This window comes from Undibacterium sp. RTI2.2, from assembly GCF_035018705.1.
Taxonomy (GTDB): Bacteria; Pseudomonadota; Gammaproteobacteria; order Burkholderiales; family Burkholderiaceae_D; genus Undibacterium.
This window is the reverse complement of the sequence record NZ_JASJXN010000014.1, coordinates 30,226-48,671: the sequence shown is the minus strand read 5'-3', so window position 1 is coordinate 48,671 and position 18,446 is coordinate 30,226. Positions and strand designations below refer to the sequence as shown.

At 47.0% G+C, this 18,446-nt stretch carries 17 protein-coding genes; 4 read left to right on the top strand and 13 right to left on the bottom strand.

The window, feature by feature from the left end; translation table 11 throughout:
- Positions 1-370: 370 nt before the first annotated feature.
- The 10 genes from QN395_RS09635 to QN395_RS09590 all read right to left on the bottom strand — a co-directional run bounded on the left by QN395_RS09635 (position 371) and on the right by QN395_RS09590 (position 10,709).
- A complete protein-coding gene (locus tag QN395_RS09635; RefSeq protein WP_322119195.1) occupies positions 371-2,161 on the bottom strand; it encodes a PhoH family protein in 1,791 nt (596 codons plus the stop codon).
- Positions 2,162-2,279: 118 nt separating this feature from the next.
- A complete protein-coding gene (locus tag QN395_RS09630) occupies positions 2,280-2,756 on the bottom strand; it encodes a peroxiredoxin (protein WP_322119194.1) in 477 nt (158 codons plus the stop codon).
- A gap of 168 nt (positions 2,757-2,924) precedes the next feature.
- Positions 2,925-3,872 carry a polysaccharide deacetylase family protein gene (locus tag QN395_RS09625; protein ID WP_322119193.1) on the bottom strand — a complete coding sequence of 316 codons (948 nt, stop codon included), beginning with the start codon at positions 3,870-3,872 and terminating at the stop codon, positions 2,925-2,927.
- A gap of 10 nt (positions 3,873-3,882) precedes the next feature.
- Positions 3,883-4,923 carry a bifunctional UDP-4-keto-pentose/UDP-xylose synthase gene (locus QN395_RS09620; protein ID WP_322119192.1) on the bottom strand — a complete coding sequence of 347 codons (1,041 nt, stop codon included), beginning with the start codon at positions 4,921-4,923 and terminating at the stop codon, positions 3,883-3,885.
- An 87-nt stretch (positions 4,924-5,010) separates the two neighbouring features.
- Positions 5,011-5,967 (bottom strand): formyltransferase, encoded by a 957-nt coding sequence (locus QN395_RS09615; RefSeq protein ID WP_322119191.1) that lies wholly within the window; start codon positions 5,965-5,967, stop codon positions 5,011-5,013.
- 1 nt (position 5,968) lies between these two features.
- On the bottom strand, positions 5,969-6,934 hold the full coding sequence (locus QN395_RS09610; RefSeq protein WP_323492346.1) for a glycosyltransferase: 966 nt from the start codon (positions 6,932-6,934) through the stop codon (positions 5,969-5,971).
- A gap of 16 nt (positions 6,935-6,950) precedes the next feature.
- A complete protein-coding gene (locus QN395_RS09605; protein ID WP_322119189.1) occupies positions 6,951-8,078 on the bottom strand; it encodes a DegT/DnrJ/EryC1/StrS aminotransferase family protein in 1,128 nt (375 codons plus the stop codon).
- Between the two features lie 138 nt (positions 8,079-8,216).
- Complete coding sequence (locus QN395_RS09600) at positions 8,217-8,588, bottom strand: EamA family transporter (RefSeq protein ID WP_322119188.1); 372 nt, start codon at positions 8,586-8,588, stop codon at positions 8,217-8,219.
- A gap of 70 nt (positions 8,589-8,658) precedes the next feature.
- The gene (locus QN395_RS09595) at positions 8,659-10,335 is read right to left on the bottom strand and encodes a glycosyltransferase family 39 protein (protein ID WP_322119187.1); all 1,677 of its coding nucleotides are present in this window, start codon (positions 10,333-10,335) and stop codon (positions 8,659-8,661) included.
- The gene (locus QN395_RS09590; RefSeq protein ID WP_322119186.1) at positions 10,332-10,709 is read right to left on the bottom strand and encodes an Mth938-like domain-containing protein; all 378 of its coding nucleotides are present in this window, start codon (positions 10,707-10,709) and stop codon (positions 10,332-10,334) included. The genes QN395_RS09595 and QN395_RS09590 overlap by 4 nt, the downstream gene beginning before the upstream one ends.
- A gap of 331 nt (positions 10,710-11,040) precedes the next feature.
- Between QN395_RS09590 and QN395_RS09585 the strand changes: the two genes are divergently transcribed.
- The 4 genes from QN395_RS09585 to QN395_RS09570 all read left to right on the top strand — a co-directional run bounded on the left by QN395_RS09585 (position 11,041) and on the right by QN395_RS09570 (position 15,925).
- Positions 11,041-12,270 carry a pyridoxal phosphate-dependent aminotransferase gene (locus QN395_RS09585; protein ID WP_322119185.1) on the top strand — a complete coding sequence of 410 codons (1,230 nt, stop codon included), beginning with the start codon at positions 11,041-11,043 and terminating at the stop codon, positions 12,268-12,270.
- 95 nt (positions 12,271-12,365) lie between these two features.
- The gene (locus tag QN395_RS09580) at positions 12,366-13,676 is read left to right on the top strand and encodes a homoserine dehydrogenase (protein ID WP_322119184.1); all 1,311 of its coding nucleotides are present in this window, start codon (positions 12,366-12,368) and stop codon (positions 13,674-13,676) included.
- Positions 13,677-13,864: 188 nt separating this feature from the next.
- A complete protein-coding gene (locus tag QN395_RS09575; RefSeq protein ID WP_322119183.1) occupies positions 13,865-14,575 on the top strand; it encodes a queuosine precursor transporter in 711 nt (236 codons plus the stop codon).
- An 81-nt stretch (positions 14,576-14,656) separates the two neighbouring features.
- Entirely contained in the window at positions 14,657-15,925 is a 1,269-nt protein-coding gene (locus QN395_RS09570; RefSeq protein ID WP_322119182.1) for an MFS transporter, read from the top strand.
- Positions 15,926-15,997: 72 nt separating this feature from the next.
- Here the strand turns inward: QN395_RS09570 and QN395_RS09565 are convergent, their stop codons facing one another.
- The 3 genes from QN395_RS09565 to QN395_RS09555 form a co-directional block, all read right to left on the bottom strand.
- The gene (locus tag QN395_RS09565; RefSeq protein WP_322119181.1) at positions 15,998-16,744 is read right to left on the bottom strand and encodes an NRDE family protein; all 747 of its coding nucleotides are present in this window, start codon (positions 16,742-16,744) and stop codon (positions 15,998-16,000) included.
- The gene (locus tag QN395_RS09560; RefSeq protein ID WP_322119180.1) at positions 16,735-17,022 is read right to left on the bottom strand and encodes a DUF4936 family protein; all 288 of its coding nucleotides are present in this window, start codon (positions 17,020-17,022) and stop codon (positions 16,735-16,737) included. Before QN395_RS09560 ends, QN395_RS09565 begins: the two co-directional genes overlap by 10 nt.
- A gap of 187 nt (positions 17,023-17,209) precedes the next feature.
- Complete coding sequence (locus tag QN395_RS09555) at positions 17,210-18,292, bottom strand: folate-binding protein (protein ID WP_322119179.1); 1,083 nt, start codon at positions 18,290-18,292, stop codon at positions 17,210-17,212.
- Positions 18,293-18,446 lie beyond the last annotated feature (154 nt).

Here is an 18,446-nt window from a genome sequence, read left to right as displayed (position 1 = left end):
AGAAATATTTTCTTGCTTGGCGTTACTAATTTGGCGTTGCTGATCCTTGTGCTGATCCTTGTGCACTAACGATGCTGCGCCGGGACTTCAAAACGTCTAGTCTTCTCAGTTTTAATGGAGTGATGGTTTATTCAGGGAGAGTGATTAAATCTATTTATATACTATGAGGTAGTATATTTAATCGTCCATATAATCATTGGACAGTAGAGCATATTTTAAAAAAATGGTGGGGAGTATGTGAATTTCCCTTTCCTTCTAGATTTGTGGGCATAAAAAAATCGGTGCATATTGAATGCACCGATTTTTATTTTTTGCTTAAGCGTTCGCTAGTCTTTTGCTAAAGCTTATTTAGTAATGAGTCGATTATGATCTACAAAATTTCACTCGCATGATCTGCCAGACGAGAACGTTCTCCACGCGCCAAGGTCACATGACCGCTGTGCGCCCAGCCTTTGAAGCGATCAACCACATAAGTCAGCCCGCTGGAACCTTCGGTCAGGTACGGTGTATCGATCTGTGCGATGTTACCCAGACAGATAATCTTTGTGCCCGGTCCGGCGCGAGTAACCAAGGTCTTAACTTGTTTTGGCGTCAGATTTTGTGCTTCGTCGATAATCAAAAATTTGTTCACAAAAGTACGGCCACGCATAAAATTCAGCGATTTGATTTTGATCTTGGAGCGTATCAAATCCTGTGTCGCAGCACGACCCCAGTCGCCTGCGTCGTTGTCTGATTTATTGAGCACTTCCAGATTGTCGTCAAATGCGCCCATCCACGGCGACATTTTTTCTTCCTCTGTACCTGGTAAGAAGCCAATGTCTTCGCCGACCGGCACGGTTACGCGGGTGACGATAATCTCATTGTAGGTTTTGCTTTCTAACACTTGCGCTAAGCCCGCCGCTAATGCCAATAAAGTTTTACCTGTACCCGCTTGCCCCAGCAAGGTGACAAAGTCGCATTCTGGGTCCATCAATAAGTTGAGAGCAAAGTTTTGCTCACGATTACGAGAAGTTACGCCCCATACGCTGTGCTTGGCATGACCATAATCACGCAAGGTTTGCAATACAGCAGTCTTGCCGTTGATTTGACGCACATGACCATAAAACGAAGACTCGCCGTTTTTCGGTTCCAGATAGACAAATTGATTAACCAGCAAACTAGGAATAATCGGCCCGGTAATACGATAGAACGTGGTGCTCAGACCGTTCTTATTTTCTTGCCAGGTCTCAATCCCTTTGCCATGCTTGTTCCAGAAATCATCTGGCAGTTGCACTATGCCGGTGTACAGCAAATCAGAATCTTCCAGCACATGATCGTTGAAATAATCTTCTGCTGGCAAACCCAAGGCGCGCGCCTTGATTCGCATATTGATGTCTTTAGAGACCAATACGACAGGACGACCTGGTGTTTCTGCCTCTAACGCGCGCACCACAGCCAAAATCTGGTTATCTGCTTTACCTTGAGGCAAGCCTTGCGGCAATGCTGCGCTTTGCAATTTGGTCTGGAAATACAGGCGACCTTTGGCGTCTTTATTCCCTAACTTGGAAAGTAAGATACCTTTTTCAATCTCGTGATGATCAATATCGCCAACCAGAGCGTCAAGTGAGCGCGATACCTGACGTGCATTGCGTGCGACTTCTGACATGCCTTTTTTATGATCATCCAGCTCTTCCAGAGTGATCATAGGCAAGTACACATCATGCTCTTCAAAGCGGAAGAGCGATGACGGATCATGCATTAGCACATTGGTGTCGAGTACAAATAATTTTTTTACGCCCGACTTATCCGCCGCCCGGCTAGTACCTGACTTGACACGATGTTCGTGTGCCGATGAGCCAGTTTTAGGCGCTGGTTTTTCACTCACTTTTGCATTAATTTTTGTCGGGCTAGCTTTGGCCTGAGTTTCTGGTATGGCCGTTTTAGCTATGACAGGGTTCTTAACCGGTGCGACCACATTGGCCTTAATCGGCGTGGCTGCTGGTGCACGGCCAGTGGCGTTACTTACAGCGTTACTGGCTGCAGTTGTCGCTACCGGGCTCAATCTGGTTTCCGGTTTGTTAGCGGGTTTAGTGACATTTAAAGACTTGGTTTTATCTGCTTTTGAATAATCCTTTGGGGACAGCAGAGCCGCAGGTTTTGTCGGCATTTTGGGCAGGGGCATTAGGACCTCTTCTAAAAGTGTGAGAGCTTAAAAGTCAAAAAGCCGCTATGGATGACGCCGGATTAATCCGGGACACTTCCATACACGGCTTTTTCTCGAAGAAAATTTTTGATTTCAATTACTGGTTTGCGCTCACAAATTCCAACACTTCATCAACATGTCCAGCTACTTTAACTCCTCTCCATTCTTTCACTAATTTACCGCTGCCGTCAATCACAAAAGTGCTGCGTTCGACACCGCGATGTTGTTTGCCGTACATACTCTTCATTTTCATGACGTCAAACAGATTGCAAACAGTTTCGTCCGGGTCAGAAATTAGTTCAAAGGGCAAACCCAGTTTGCTTTTAAAACCTTCATGAGAGCGCAGACTGTCGCGGCTTAAGCCAAAAATTTCGGTATTGGCTTGCTGGAAACTGTCGTATAAATCTCGGAAAGCCATACTTTCTGTCGTACAGCCGGGAGTATTGTCTTTTGGGTAAAAATAAATGACAACATTTTTTCCAGCAAAATTACTGAGTTGGAAAGTTTTATCATTTGTCATCGGGGCAGAAAAATCGGGGACTTGGCATTGCAGTGCTGATGGGCTATCGGCCACGGTGATCTCCTGAGGTAGATTGAATATGTGCTAAATAAGAAGCTTAAATTAGACACTTAGATGCGAGGCATTTAAATGCGAGACACTTAGATGCCACCCGGAGTCAATTCGGGTCAGCATCAATTCAAGCAAAGAGTCGGACTGAGGCGCCTGGAAATTACTACTGTGCTACTTGCTAGGCAGTAATGCGATCAATTCTCCCGATCGTCCCGGCAGTTCAGCCCAAGTAATCGGACGCACCGGCAAAATATCGTTTTTGATGGCGTCATAATATGTCGCCATGGAGATGCAATCGTAACCCTGCTCGCGCCAACCCTTCAATAATTGGTCAAAGATGGGGGCAAGTTTCTGTCCTTCAAGTTCTGCATGTAAGGTAAATACATGATTTCTTGGCGTCGCCGTTAATTTAAGTATGTTAGCGGCGATATTTGACTCATTGATGACGACGCCGTCAATTTCTCGCCCTAAAATTTCATCCAGAGTTGGGAGTGTAGTTGGCATTTGCAGACAGGCGAAGGTTTTGCCATGCGACTGTAAGCGATACGGTCCGGCTGCGGGATCAGTCAAGCTGCCGTCGTCGTTGAGCATCGCACGACCGTCTGAAGCATAGGCAATACCAAATTGGTCTAACTGAGCGAACGCATCCGGATTCATTTGCCAGCCGGCCGCACCATGCGTCTTTGGTACTTCACCAAAAATTTGTGTAAAGCGCGCATACGCCTGCTGCATCTGGCTCTGGGTCCAGGCTGCATCGCGTTGGCGCACATTGTCGTGCCAGACCACGTGATCCCAGGTGTGAATGCCACATTCAAAGCCAGCTTCCTTGACCGCACGCATTTCTGCCGCACAGTCTTTGCCGATATCCGGCGCGGGCAGAAAAACGCCGTACATCAAAGTCTTGATGCCATAGTGTTCAACTACCGAGGTACGGGACACTTTTTTGAAGAAGCCAGGACGAAATGCGCGTCGCAATGCCCAGCCAGTGTGATCTTTACCTAAAGAAAACAGAAAGCTCGCACCAGCTTGATGTTGTTTTAAAAGGCGTACCAGATTTGGTACGCCTTCTTTTGTGCCGCGATAGGTATCGACGTCAATTTTGAGAACGATGCTTGGCATTGTTACTGGATTAGTCCATCAATGCGCGGGCTTCGGCGACTTGCCCACGGTAAGCATCAAAAATATTGCGCATAGTGTCTTTCATATCTGTCGTCGGCGCCCAGCCCAGTTCTTCACAGGTATTGGTGATTTTTGGTACACGGTTTTGTACGTCTTGATAACCTGCGCCGTAGTAAGCACCTGAGGTTGTTTCTGTCAGTTGTACTTTTTTCGCTGTTTCTGCATATTCCGGGTACTCAGCCGCCAACGTCAACATCATGTGCGCGAGTTCGCGGATAGAGAAGTTATTGGTTGGATTGCCGATATTGTAGATTTTGCCACTGGCAATGCCATCTTTATTAGCGATGATACGCATCAAGGCGTCGATACCGTCGTCGATATAAGTGAACGCACGTTTTTGCGCGCCGCCATCTACCAGAGAAATATTTTCGCCACGGACGATATGACCAAAGAATTGCGTCACAACGCGTGAGCTACCTTCTTTTGGTGTATGAATAGAATCCAAGCCAGCACCGATCCAGTTAAAAGGACGGAACAGTGTGAAATTCAAACCTTCCATGCCATAACCCCAGATTACTCTATCCATCAGTTGCTTGGCGCAAGAGTAAATCCAGCGTGGTTTATTGATCGGTCCGCAAATCAGTTCTGATTGTTCTGGATCAAATTCTTCGTCATGGCACATGCCATACACTTCAGACGTCGATGGAAATACCAGATGTTTGCCGTATTTAGCTGCGGAGCGGACGATAGGCAAGTTGGCTTCAAAGTCTAGCTCAAACACACGCAAAGGCTGTTTGACGTAAGTCGACGGGGTCGCGATGGCGACTAATGGCAAGATGACATCGCATTTTTTAACGTGGTACTCAACCCATTCTTTATTGATGGTGATGTCACCTTCAAAAAAGTGCATACGTTCGTGATTGATCATGTCGCCCAAACGCTCGGTTTGCATATCCATGCCATAGACATGCCAATCGGTAGTTTCCAGGATGCGCTTGGAGAGGTGATGGCCAATAAAACCGTTCACGCCGAGAATGAGGACTTTTTTCATTGTGATTTCTTTAGTTAAAATTTGATTTACTTATTATTCTTGCCGACCGTTTTTTGATTATGTCTGCTTCATTGGATTGAACCAATTTTAAGCCTTGATGGCAGCTTCCAAAACTTCAGGGGAAACCGCTTTGCCATTGGATAATAATTCAATAATCGATAGTGCGCGACCATCGCCGCAAACGCCAAAGATAGCATTATCCACTACACATAAGCCTGTCGGCAAATCAGATCTATTGTTAGTAGGAAAGTTTGTTGATAAACGTGCTTTTCCGATAACATAAGTCTGACCATTTAATTCAGTAAACGCACCGGGGTAGGGTGGAGCAACGGCTCTGTGCAAGTTGTACACCTGCTGCGCAGTGTGCTGCCAGTTAATGCGACCATCTTCTGGCTTACGTCCACCGAAATAACTTCCTTGCGACAGATCGTTGTTCAGCTTAATTGCGTTGCCTGCTAGCAAGCCGGGCAAAGCTGACCATAAGGTTTGTTCGGACGCGACCGTTAATTTTCCAAATACTTCAAACGCCGTGTCGTCTGGCAAAATCGGCACCATGGTCTGGGCGATGATCGCGCCTGCATCAGGTTTAAGCGCCATTTCATGCAGTGTTGCCCCCGTTTCAGTTTCGCCATGCAGAACTGCCCAATTGACTGGTACACGACCACGGTATTTGGGTAATAAAGATCCGTGCAAATTATAGGCACCGCGTTTTGCCAGCCCTAATAATTCAACGGGCAACATATTGCGATAATAGAAGCTGAAAATAAAATCGGGCGCGATAGCTGCGACTTGCTGATGTAATTCAGCAGACTTTGGGTCGATTGGGGTAATGGTCGGTATGCCGTGTTCTTTGCAAAGCGCAGCGACCGATTCAAACCAGATGGTCTCAGCAGGATTGTCTTCATGCGTCACAACCAGCGTGATGTTGATACCGCGAGCTAACAAGGTTTTGATACAGCGAACACCGACGCTATGGTAAGCAAAGACGACGGCAGTAGCAGTGGCATTGGTGGCGTCACTGCCAGTGAGATTGTTATCTGTCATCTCAGTTGGTCTCTGAAACATCATTGCTGGTATGTTCTAAAATTGTTTGTACCACATAACGTGGGCGACCGCGTACTTGTTGATAAATACGACCAACATATTCACCGAGCAAACCAATACCGAACAGAATCACGCCCATCATAAAGAAAGCAATCGCAAATAGCGTGAATAGGCCCTCTGCTTCCGAACCCAAAATAAAGCGACGAACTAAGAGCAAAAATACCAGCAGGGCAGATGCCGCTGACAGCACCATCCCTAGCATAGAGAACCACTGCAAAGGCATAATAGAAAAGCCCGTCATCAAATCAAAATTCAAGCGGATTAGGCTGTACAGTGAATACTTGGATTCGCCAGCAGCGCGTTCTTCATGTTCCACCGTGATTTCGGTCGGATTGCGCGAGAAAGTATAGGCAAGGGCAGGCACAAAAGTGTTGACCTCACTGCATTGATTGATCAGGTCGATCACATTGCGGCCATAAGCGCGCAGCATATTGCCTTGATCGGTGATTTTGATACGGGTGATTTTTTCGCGGAAGCGATTCATTGCTTTGGAGGCGTAGGTACGCCATGCTGAGTCCTGACGTTTGCGGCGGATAGAGCCAACGTAGTCATAGCCCTCGCGCATTTTGTCGACCAGTGCGCCAATTTCTTCAGGGGGATTTTGCAGATCGGCGTCGAGCGTGACGACGATTTCACCGCGGGTCGCCTGAAATCCTGCCAGTATCGCCATGTGTTGGCCGTAATTGCCACTGAATAAGACGACACGGGTAACATCTGGACGCAGTCTGAACTGATCCGCCAGTATCGACGCCGTATTGTCGCGACTGCCGTCATTGACGAATACGATCTCATAGCTAACACCACGCGCAGCCAGGGCATCCAGCGCGGGATATAGCCGAGCGTACAACTGCGCTAGACCGGTTTCTTCGTTATAAACAGGGATGACGACGGAGAGTTCTGGTTTCATCAATCGAGGCTCAAAATTAGGAAAGGCAAGATTTTACCGCAGACACGACGCGTTCTACGTCGGCTTGGGTCATGCTTGGGAATAATGGCAGTGTGACGATCTGCTTACCAACACGCTCTGCGATCGGGAACATGCCATCTGTAAAACCACGAGCACGATAATAGCTGAACAAATGAATAGCACGGTAGTGATAACCGAGGCCGATGCCCACATCCATCATTTGCTGCATAAATTCGCCGCGATTGACGCGTTCTGGCAAAACAATATGAAACATATGCCAGTTGCTGTTTTCAAAATCAGCGACCGGTAGTTCGGCGCCTGTTTGTGCTTCGAATTCGCTGCCAAATGTCGCAAAATAATACTGCGCCAGCACTTTGCGTTTGGCGTTGAACTCTGCCAGATGCTTCATCTGTCCAAGACCAATCGCGGCGGCGATATCGGTCATATTGTATTTGCCGCCGAGGACATCAACATCGATACCATCCAAGCCGCTACGGGTGACGCCTTGTAGCCGATACTTTTCTGCCAGGCGGGCTTCTTCTGCATTATTTAAGACCAGGCAGCCACCTTCGCCAGTCATGATATTTTTATTGACCTGAAAACTGAATGAGGCAAAGTCGCCAAAGGCACCGATGCGCTGACCTTTCCAGGTAGAACCAATGGCTTGCGCTGCATCTTCGACGACACGCAGATTGTGTTTCTTAGCGATTGCATAAAGTTTATCCATGTCGCAGGGCAGGCCGCACATGTGAACAGGGATGATTGCTTTTGTGCGCGGTGTGATCGCCGCTTCAACTTTATCCAGGTCAATATTGTGACTACGTGGATCGATATCGACAAATACTGGCGTAGCACCGACTTCGATAATGACGTTGGCGGTAGCAACCCAGGAATTTGGTGTCGTAATTACCTCGTCACCCGAGCCGATGCCCGCAATGCGTAAAGCGATTTCCATCGTACAAGTGCCCGAGTTGTAGGTGCGCACTGGTCGGCCACCAAAGTACTCGGACAATTGCGCTTCCAGCGCCTGCACATTAGGACCGCTGGTCAACCAGCCAGAACGCAAGACATTACCGACAGCGGTAATCGTCTCTTCGTCCATGGTGGGTTTTGTGAATGGCAAGAAGGGCAGTGCTGTAGTCATTGCTGATTCCTTTATTTATATACTGGGATGGAGTAAATTTAATCGTCCAGATATTGTTTGGACAATAAGGGGTATTTATCGACATACTCCCCTTATTTTTTAATTTACCTTCAAATCATGTTGATTTTTAGCGATGCTTTAGCTTTTTATCAGGAGGGCGACACCAATGATAATGACGCCGATAGCGAGTATGCGTTGCAGCGACATGACTTCACCTAAAAGGTACCAGGCAAGGAAGGCATTCACAACGTAGCCGATAGACAGCAGCGGATAGGCGATACTGACATCAACCCGGGACAGGCCGACAATCCATACCAGCACTGACAACACGTAGCAAGTGAGGCCGCCAATGATAGGCAATTGAGTCGCTAGTTTTAATCCTATAGGGAGCCAGTTTTCCGCTGTTAAATGGATGGCGCCCACTGCTTTAGTGCCTATTTTAAGTAGTAACTGCGCGATTGCATTTAAAAAAATGCCGGTCAGAATAAAACCAAAAGTGCCGATGTTCATATTATTTTCTTGTTCCTGTGGCCGGATTAGCTGGATTAATTGGATTGCTTGTCTTACTTTGTCGTTTTATTTATTTAGTAAGTATGTTTGACACAATAACGCGTTTTGGATCTTCTGCAATGACGCGCATTGGCACTTCTTGTTTTACAAATGCCTGATAAATATCGGTACGTAGAATTGCAACATCTGCTTTGCTACTCAGGCTGTCTTCACGCCATTTTTTTACGAAATCTTCACGCTTGGGTATCCATAGCTCAGGTTGTATTCCGAGTCCAAACGCCATCTCGTCTGGGTGCTCCACCAACGTGACCGTCCTATGCAAATAGAAAGGTAATGATTGTTCATAGCGACCCACTGCGAAAATCTGTGTAGCAGGCGTTAATTCTGCTTGTATCTCAGCAATATGTTGCAATCCCGCGCCATAACGACCTAATGGCTCATGTCCTAGAAACAGCGCTTGCCAGGCAAAAAATCCTGCTGTCGCCAAAGTTATAACTGCGGCATCTTTATTCCGTCCAACAAAATAGCTCGCTAGTATTCCGCCAGTAAAAGCAACCGCTGCGGCCGCATAAACCCAAGGTTGGTATGCTTGATAAAGAGGGATTTCATAAGCGTCATTAGTGAGGCCGCCAACTTTACCAGCAAAAATTAAACCAGCCAGTCCGATCAGCCCAAATAAGCCTGTTGCTATGCGCAACGAAAGGATAGATGTCCGTTCTAGCCGCACCGCGACGAGCAAAGCCAGCGCAGGGAAAATTGGCAAAATATAAGACGGTAATTTTGATCCGGAAATGCTGAAAAATACAAAGATAAAGACTGACCAGATCAGCAACATCTTTTTAGGCTGAAAATTTTCTCCTATCGTTTTCTCACGCAAGCCCGACCAAAGACTTTGTAGCAACAAGCCCAGCCAAGGCATGATTCCCAGTATCAGGATGGGAATGAAGTAATACCATGCGCCTTCACGGTGATGGACCTTACTGGTAAACCGCTGAAAATTTTCGTGAATAAAAAAGAAATAGGGGTGCTCGGGGTTTTTTTGCCAGACCAAAATAAACCAGGGGGCAGTGATCAAGAAAAAGACGATCAAGCCTTTACCCAAATGCAGACGTGTCCAGAGCGCCCAATCACGCGTTACCAAGGTGTAAATGACGAGTACAGCCCCTGGCAAGACCAAGCCAATCGGTCCTTTTGACATACTCGCCAACGCCATCCCGACCCAACACAGCAACATGCCATAACGCTGTTCAGCAGCACTGGCGTTGGTTCTTTGCGCTAATAGCAAACCGCACAAGCTCAAGGTCATCATGCCGGACAAGCCCATGTCTAGCGTATTGATATGACCCAGACCAAACCATAAAAAACTGGAACCCAAAACCAGCGCAGTACTGATACCCACCCGACGGTTAAATACTTTGGCGCCGGTATAAGCGGTTACTGCAACTCCTAATAAACCGCATAATCCAGTCCACAATCTGGCTTGCCATTCGCCAAGACCAAAAAGTTCAAAACTGATGGCGTTCATCCAGTTTTGTAGTGGTGGCTTCTCAAAATATTTAATGCCATTTAAACGTAGCGTAATCCAGTCGCCGGTAGCTACCATTTCACGTGCCATCTCGGCATAACGACCTTCGTCCGTGGGCACCAAAGTCCGTGCACCCAACATATACAACCAGAGCAAAGTAAAAACAATCGCAATCAGCCAAAGCGTAGCGTGGGAGTCGTAAGGCGAGCGGCTTGGTCTCATGCAGATTCCATAATCAAGGCCAGAGCGACTTTGCGTCCCTCTGCCATCAAAATATTGTAGGTGCGGCAGGCAGCTTGATTGTCCATGCATTCGACACCGATGCGCTGACTCGTCAATACAGAGATTAATTTAGGATGGATAAAACGCTGACGTACACCCGTACCCAAAATCACGACATCGGGCTTAGTCGCATTCACCTGCGCAAAATCGTCGGCAGTTAAGGTATCAAAATGCGTAACATTCCAAAGTGAGGGAGCGACTTCGGGTAAAACGATCAGACTATGTTCAAAGCGCTTGGCATTAAATTCCACGCCTTGTTGATCGTAGGCAGTGACAGTCTGGTATTGCTGAGTTTGAGTTGAATGTAGCTTCATGGATGCAGGCGTAAGTCTCAAGATTGGCGCATTGTAGCTTTTTTTCTCAAAGGCTGGCGCATTCTGCCATTGATATCTCATACTCGACTGATCACAAGGGTTTATCCAATCAATGCCCTGTAATTTTTGTTAAAACTCACCAAAAGCAAACAAAATTAGACGAATTCTCGAAACGAATTGATAAAACGGTGTTCATTGGGCAAAATGCACAATCTGGCAGTGCAGCAATCAACGATAGATTGACTGAGATGAATCGTCAATGAGCCCATCAATGAGCCATCATCTTGCAGCCTCGCACCAATTTAGACTTATTTTATAGAGGATTGCATCAGTGCGCCCCGTACAAAAATCACAAAAATTAGCAGACGTCTGTTATGACATCCGTGGCCCCGTCATGGAAAAAGCCAAACAGATGGAGGATGAGGGACATAAGATCATCAAACTGAATATCGGCAATCTGGCCGTATTCAATTTTGATCCTCCCGATGAAATTGTTCAGGACATGATACTGAACATGCAAAATGCTGCAGGCTATACCGACTCTAAAGGGATGTTCGCACCGCGTCGTTCGGTCGTGCATTACACCCAGGAGAAACATATCCGTGGTGTCACTATTGAGGACGTCTATCTCGGTAATGGCGCGTCTGAGTTGATCGTCATGAGTATGAATGCTTTACTCAATTCTGGTGATGAAGTCTTGGTGCCAGCGCCGGATTATCCTTTGTGGACAGCCGCAGTCAGTTTGTCTGGCGGTAAACCTGTTCACTACGTCTGTGACGAAACCGCGGACTGGATGCCAGATATAGACGATATCAAAAGTAAGATCACGCCGAATACCAAAGCAATTGTCGTCATCAATCCGAATAATCCTACCGGTGCTTTATATCCGGTTGAAATTTTGCAGCAAATCGTTGAAGTCGCCCGCCAGCATCAGTTGATCGTTTTTGCGGATGAGATTTACGATAAGACTTTGTATGACGAAGCGACACATACTTCGATCGCATCGCTGGCAGACGATGTCCTGTTCTTAACCTTAAATGGTTTGTCCAAAAATTACCGCTCTTGTGGTTATCGGGCAGGCTGGATGGTGGTCTCTGGTGAGAAACGTCACGCCAAAGATTATATTGAAGGTTTAAATATGCTGGCCTCCATGCGTCTGTGCGCGAATGCGCCCGGACAATTTGCCATCCAGACAGCCCTTGGTGGCTACCAAAGTATCAATGATCTGGTCGGTCCTGGCGGTCGCCTGTTAAAACAACGTGATCTGGCGCATAAACTACTGACCGATATTCCCGGTGTGACTTGCGTCAAACCCAAAGCCGCTTTATATATGTTCCCTAAACTTGATCCTAAGATGTATCCGATCAAGGATGATCAAGAATTTATTCATGACTTACTCACCGAGCAGCGGGTCTTGCTGGTACAAGGAACAGGATTTAACTGGATACATCCAGATCATTTCCGCGTCGTGTTTTTACCTAATTCCGATGATTTGACGGAAGCATTCGGGCGGATTGCCAGTTTTCTGGAGGGTTATCGCAGACGTCATGGTACGAATTAGCAAGGCTTGTTTTTATAGATAATTTGTAAGATTTACTGGCAGGATTTTTAACCTGCCACCGCTTAATTTTTTTATTTAGTACGTATAGAGATAATATGAAACCCATCAAAGTTGGTCTGTTAGGTATAGGCACAGTTGGCTCCGGCACATTTAACGTCTTGAAGCGCAATCAAGAAGAGATTATGCGTCGCGCAGGACGTTCGATTGAAATTGCCGTGGTAGCCGATCTCAACGTTGAGCGAGCGCGCGAACTGACTAATGGAGAAGTCGAAGTCGTCAATGATGCCAATTTAGTGGTCAATAATCCTGAGATTGATATCGTGATTGAACTGATTGGCGGCTATGGCATCGCTAAAGACTTGGTGTTAAAAGCCATCACCAACGGCAAGCATGTCGTCACCGCGAACAAAGCCTTGCTGGCAACTCATGGCAACGAGATTTTTGCTGCGGCACAAGCCAAAGGTGTGATGGTCGCATTTGAGGCCGCGGTTGCTGGCGGAATTCCGATTATCAAGGCTCTGCGTGAAGGATTGACCGCGAACCGTATTCAGTGGATTGCCGGCATTATCAATGGCACGACCAATTTCATCTTGTCCGAAATGCGTGATAAAGGTTTGGATTTCGGGACTGCTCTAAAAGAAGCGCAAGCATTGGGTTATGCCGAGGCAGATCCGACTTTTGATATCGAAGGTGTCGATGCAGCGCATAAGGCGACCATCATGGCCGCAATTGCTTACGGCATCCCGATGCAATTTGATAAAGCGCATGTAGAAGGCATTACCAAACTTGAGGCGACTGATATCCGCTACGCAGAGCAACTGGGCTATCGCATCAAATTATTGGGTATTACCAAGCGTACCGATCATGGAATTGAATTACGTGTTCATCCAACCCTGATCCCGGAAAAGCGCTTGATCGCCAATGTAGAAGGCGCGATGAATGCGGTGTTAGTGCAAGGCGATGCGGTTGGTGCGACGCTGTATTACGGCAAAGGTGCAGGTGCAGAGCCGACTGCGTCTGCTGTCATCGCAGATCTGGTCGATATTACCCGGCTGGCGACGGCTGATCCTGAGCATCGCGTACCGCACCTGGCGTTCCAGCCTGACGCGATGAGTGCATTACCGATTTTACCGATGTCTGAAATTGTCACTAGCTACTATTTGCGCCTGCATGTTGCAGACAAGGCTGGCGTGCTGGCCGATGTGACTAAAATTCTGGCAGACTTTTCTATTTCCATTGATGCAATGCTGCAAAAGGAGCCAGCAGACGGCGAGGCAAAAACCGATATCGTTATGCTGACACATCAAACTCAAGAGAAAAATATTTTGGCGGCGATTACTAAAATTGAAGCATTGGCGACGGTATTCGGCTCTGTTACTAAGTTGCGTTTGGAAGAGCTTAGCTAAATTCAGCAACACAATTCAGCCTGACCCGCTCATCTTGGACAAAAAACAGCGTCATCCTTACAAGAGAATGACGCTGTTTTTCTTTCTAAGTTAGTATTTAGCGTCGTTTAGAAATCAGTTTGCTGATTACACCAAATTTGTTGTCACTCTCGTTTTAACTACTCATTTTATTGTCAGAAAACCAGACTATGGCTCGTCCTATCGCTCAATACAAATACTATGATTTCGTCATGGCGGCATTTGTGACGGTATTGCTTTGCTCAAATCTGATTGGCGCTGCTAAGGCTGCCGAAGTGACTTTGCCAGTGTTAGGCACGGTAACCTTTGGTGCGGGTGTTTTATTCTTTCCGATTTCATACATTTTTGGCGACATATTGACTGAGGTGTATGGCTATGGTCGCGACCGTCGTGTCATCTGGGCGGGTTTTGGTGCTTTGATTTTTGCTGCCGTGATGTCGGCTGTGGTGCTGGCGTTAAAGCCCGCAGCTGATCCGTTTAACCGGGATTACCAGATGCATCTGGATGCAGTGTTCGGTAATACGCCACGCATCGTCCTGGGCTCGATGATTGCGTTTTGGTGCGGCAGTTTTGTGAATAGTTATGTCATGGCAAAAATGAAGATTGCCATGGCAGGTCGCCAACTATGGATGCGCTTTATAGGATCCACGGTTTGCGGTGAGCTGGTAGATTCCAGTTTATTTTACGTGATCGCTTTTTATGGTATTTGGTCGAACCACCAACTGATCTCAGTGATTATTGCCCAATATATTTTTAAGACCGGTTGGGAAGTTCTGATGACGCCTGTCACCTATAAAATTGTCGCGTTCTTAAAACGGAAAGAGAACGAGGACTATTACGACATAGATACTGATTTCAATCCTTTTAAATTGAAGGCTTGAGATGATTGTCCTAGATCTTGTTTTAGGCTCGCGTACCGATTTTTATTGCGGTGAATGTCGCCGTACTTGGTTAACGTCCCAGTGAAGATTTTTTCATTTTCTGCGGTACTGACTTACGGCCTGTTCGGATTGCCGCTAGCGCTGGTCGCGCTGCCCATCTATGTCTATGTTCCCCAGTTTTATGCGGAGCATTTTGGTATTTCACTTACCTTGATCGGTACGGCGCTATTGCTAGCGCGTTTACTGGACGCTTTTATTGATCCGGCAATCGGTTGGTGGATCGATAAAAATCATCGTAGTCAATCGTATTCGCGCTACATACTTTGGTCCTTGCCTGCGCTGATTATAGGATTTCTCGCTCTATTTCATCCATTAACAATCGCGAACGGTGCGCCGTTTATTTGGTTTTTATGTTCATTGATGGTGGTATATGCGGGTTTTAGTCTAGCGACAATCGCTCATCAAAGCTGGGGTGCTGCATTGACCCAGGCTCCCACTGAACGCACGCGGATTACGGCTGTCCGCGAAGCCTGCGGTTTGATTGGTGTAATTGCTGCTGCAGCCTTGTCGCAGTTAGCCAGTATTGCGTGGTTGTCGACTGCATTTGTGGTCAGCTTATTGGTCGCTAGTGGCTTACTGATTCGTTATGCACCTCGCCCGGCATTGGCCGACGTTAAGATAAAGGCTGTGCCGGAGAACGCTCTGGCAGCAGAGCCTCTGTCATTGACCATCCCTTTTCGTAATGCATATTTTCGTAGTTTATTCGCGGTATTTGTCGTCAACGGAATTGCGGCATCCATTCCCGCGACCTTATTTTTGTTTTTTGCTAAAGATCGTTTGCAGCTTGGGCATTTGTCGGGCGTATTTTTAATACTGTATTTTTTAGCGGCTGCGATTTCTATGCCTCTGTGGGTCTTCACCGCAAGTAAGCTGGGCGAGGCACGCGCATGGTTGTTGGGGATGCTGCTATCGATCGCCTCTTTTGTCTGGGTGTTTGGCCTGGGTGTCGGGGCAGCAATGCCATTCGGGATCATTTGCGCAATGTCTGGCTTGGCGCTTGGTGCTGATCTGGCATTGCCACCAGCCTTATTGGCTGCGGTCATCAGAAAAGGCGGGCATAGCGGGCAGCGAGAGGGCGCCTATTTTGGTGCCTGGAATTGGGCCACCAAGATGAATCTAGCATTGGCTGCCGGAGTGTCTTTGCCTTTGCTTGATTTTCTTGGCTACGTGCCCGGTACCAGCGACCTGCAAGGTATCCAAGCGCTGGGCGTTGCGTACGCGATTTTGCCCTGTGCTCTTAAATTGATTGCTGCACTAATGTTATGGCGTGCACCTTTGCGAGATGTTTGAGGTGTTTTGATATCTGCAATTCTTTGATTTAGTCGATGTGCCGGCTTAACTAATGTCGCACCGATGCATCAATTAACGTAGCAGCTTCTCATGAAATTCAGCCGGATGGTGGCTATGTATTTTGATCAGACTAGATACGCGCGTGCCGTAATCTGGCGACTCTATGCATGGGGATGACAACAGACGTTCCATCTCAAAGCTGATCCCTGTATCTGGCAAGCGGCAGTCGGGTGCTGGTGTGGTGTTTGACAGCATTTCAAAATAAGCTTCTTCCGGCGCACGCTGACACAGCAAGCTGGCAAACTCCGCTTTGGTTTTGACGACTTTGGGCCAAGGTGTATCAAGTGCTGCGTTTGAAATGCCATAAATACCCGGCGACAGCGGTTGACCATTGCGTGGATCGTCTTGTTTGCGATTAGAGAACCAGATCAAATCCTCTTCATCGCCCACCAACAAATTAAAACCGTTGTAGTCTGCTACCTTGTCTTTGATGCTGACGATATAGTCTTTGGCAGATAGTGTACCTGTCAGATAATTGGATACCAGCGTGCCGCGAGAGGGTGCATCAGTGCGCTTCTCTGAGGGCGCCCGTACATTGGTAATAGCTGCAAATTTTTTCGCCGCAGCATTCTGATCTTCCTGATTGGCTACCCCCATCCAGGTGCCGCCGGATTGTAAATCACGTCCGCCAAATACATGGGGTGCACCTTCCCACCAGATTGCCGGTGCTGCCGGTCGATCATAAAATTCATCCCGGTTGCTGGCGACGATGAGAGGCGTATGCGGTAATAATTTCCAGGCAAAGACGATCAGACACATGGAATTATCTCCATAAAAAATTCAGGATGTCGCTCACCATGAATCAAAGCTAGCAAGCGGGTTTGTTGTATCGCCAGGGTGATGCAGGCGATAAAATTCTCCGGGACTTGTTGATAAATTTCCATCCAGGTCTGCATGCCACCACTGACTTCGGGTCGACGCTGCAGGCCTGATCTAATGCCAGTGTCACGGCGAAGAATGTCTTGCATCGCTTGTACTTGTTCTAAAACCTGATCTTGATGTTCGACCGGTGTTTTGTAATAAATATAGCAGTCCATAGTAGATTCTGGTCGTCGCTTCGCAATTATCTGAAAATGCAGTTAAATGTATAAAAAAAGGGGAGTATTTGACTAATTTGATTAATTGTCCAGAGACTAATTGGACAATAAGCCATCATATTCTTATACATAGGGTGAGTATATTGATTTCACCTGTAATCTCATTCTTCAAGCTAGACGGATTTAACTATGCAGTGATGTCAACCACCGCATAAGGCAGTGGCAGAAATAGTAGTTGCTCACCAGTCGCCGACCCCAGATGAATATCGCCATTTTCCTGATCCGCTACCTTCATTTCAACCAGACAAAGGCTGTGCTGCGCATCTTCCATTTCGGCGTTGACGATCATGCCGCAAGGCTGATCGCCCTCCGTTGCAGCAAACACTTCGCTACCCGCCAAAATAGGATTGCTGGCGTCATGCGCGATGCGGGCGATTGCCATCCGGCGTTTGAGTTTGCCCAAATATTGGCTGCGAGCGACGATTTCCTGACCTGGATAGCAGCCCTTTTTAAAGTTGACCCCACCAATCAATTCAAAATTGACCATCTGCGGTACAAATTTTTCTTGAGTTTTATCGATAATCTGCGCGACACCTGCTTGGATATTGGTCAGATGCCATACGCTTGTATCGACAGGTTGCAGTTGTTTGCTTAATTGCGGCCAGACTTGTTGTGCGATAGCATTCGTGGCGATCCACTGGTAACGTGGTAACTGATGTGCATCTGCGACGCGGATCAAGGTGCCAAAGGCAGTATCAACTTTGCCGTAGATTTGTTGTGGCAATGAGGGAAACCAAGTTGTTAACGCCGCTTCTGCTGCCTGGCCGCCAAGACCTAGCACAACTTGCTCATTACTGATATCGCTTAGTTTAGCTTTTGCTCTCAAAATGAACATTTGCAATCGTTTATGGATGGCTGTTTTGATCGAAGCATGCAATTGCAAGACGATACCATCGGTAGTTTTCCAGTAAACGAAGCTGGCTATCATGCGACCTTTTGGCGTGCAGTAGCAGGCTAATTTGGCATTATCTTGTCCCAGTTTTTCTACATCGTTGCTCAATTGATTATGTAAAAAACTGGCAGCATCTTCGCCCGTCGCTAATAGCAATGCTTGATCGGTCAATGCAGAAATAAAGCCTGCTGTGCCATTAGAGCCGATCAAAAAGTGCGCTTCTGTAGCGGTCGCAAAGCCTTGCACCTTTTGATCAACGATATGGGCGCCGTGTTGCGCTAAAAAATCCTGCCAACTAGTCATTGTTTCTGTATTCATGGAGTCTCGGTTTAAAATACGTCTCACTTACTATGTGCTACCTAGAATGTTCTATCTCCTGCGGATTATAGTGCTGTCCGCAAAAATACGTTTGTAATCGCTTTTCGTTCTCATTGCTTTTAGCTTTCAGTTTTTAATGCGCAGCTTTTAATTC

Bases quoted from the DNA above. Each gene is read 5' to 3' on its own strand.
- QN395_RS09605 (WP_322119189.1), bottom strand. From the start codon at position 8,078: ATGACTACAGCACTGCCCTTCTTGCCATTCACAAAACCCACCATGGAC.
- QN395_RS09610 (WP_323492346.1), bottom strand. From the start codon at position 6,934: ATGAAACCAGAACTCTCCGTCGTCATCCCTGTTTATAACGAAGAAACC.
- QN395_RS09625 (WP_322119193.1), bottom strand. From the start codon at position 3,872: ATGCCAAGCATCGTTCTCAAAATTGACGTCGATACCTATCGCGGCACA.
- QN395_RS09615 (WP_322119191.1), bottom strand. From the start codon at position 5,967: ATGACAGATAACAATCTCACTGGCAGTGACGCCACCAATGCCACTGCT.
- QN395_RS09600 (WP_322119188.1), bottom strand. From the start codon at position 8,588: ATGAACATCGGCACTTTTGGTTTTATTCTGACCGGCATTTTTTTAAAT.
- QN395_RS09595 (WP_322119187.1), bottom strand. From the start codon at position 10,335: ATGAGACCAAGCCGCTCGCCTTACGACTCCCACGCTACGCTTTGGCTG.
- QN395_RS09555 (WP_322119179.1), bottom strand. From the start codon at position 18,292: ATGAATACAGAAACAATGACTAGTTGGCAGGATTTTTTAGCGCAACAC.
- QN395_RS09635 (WP_322119195.1), bottom strand. From the start codon at position 2,161: ATGCCCCTGCCCAAAATGCCGACAAAACCTGCGGCTCTGCTGTCCCCA.
- QN395_RS09575 (WP_322119183.1), top strand. From the start codon at position 13,865: ATGGCTCGTCCTATCGCTCAATACAAATACTATGATTTCGTCATGGCG.
- QN395_RS09580 (WP_322119184.1), top strand. From the start codon at position 12,366: ATGAAACCCATCAAAGTTGGTCTGTTAGGTATAGGCACAGTTGGCTCC.
- QN395_RS09620 (WP_322119192.1), bottom strand. From the start codon at position 4,923: ATGAAAAAAGTCCTCATTCTCGGCGTGAACGGTTTTATTGGCCATCAC.
- QN395_RS09590 (WP_322119186.1), bottom strand. From the start codon at position 10,709: ATGAAGCTACATTCAACTCAAACTCAGCAATACCAGACTGTCACTGCC.
- QN395_RS09565 (WP_322119181.1), bottom strand. From the start codon at position 16,744: ATGTGTCTGATCGTCTTTGCCTGGAAATTATTACCGCATACGCCTCTC.
- QN395_RS09560 (WP_322119180.1), bottom strand. From the start codon at position 17,022: ATGGACTGCTATATTTATTACAAAACACCGGTCGAACATCAAGATCAG.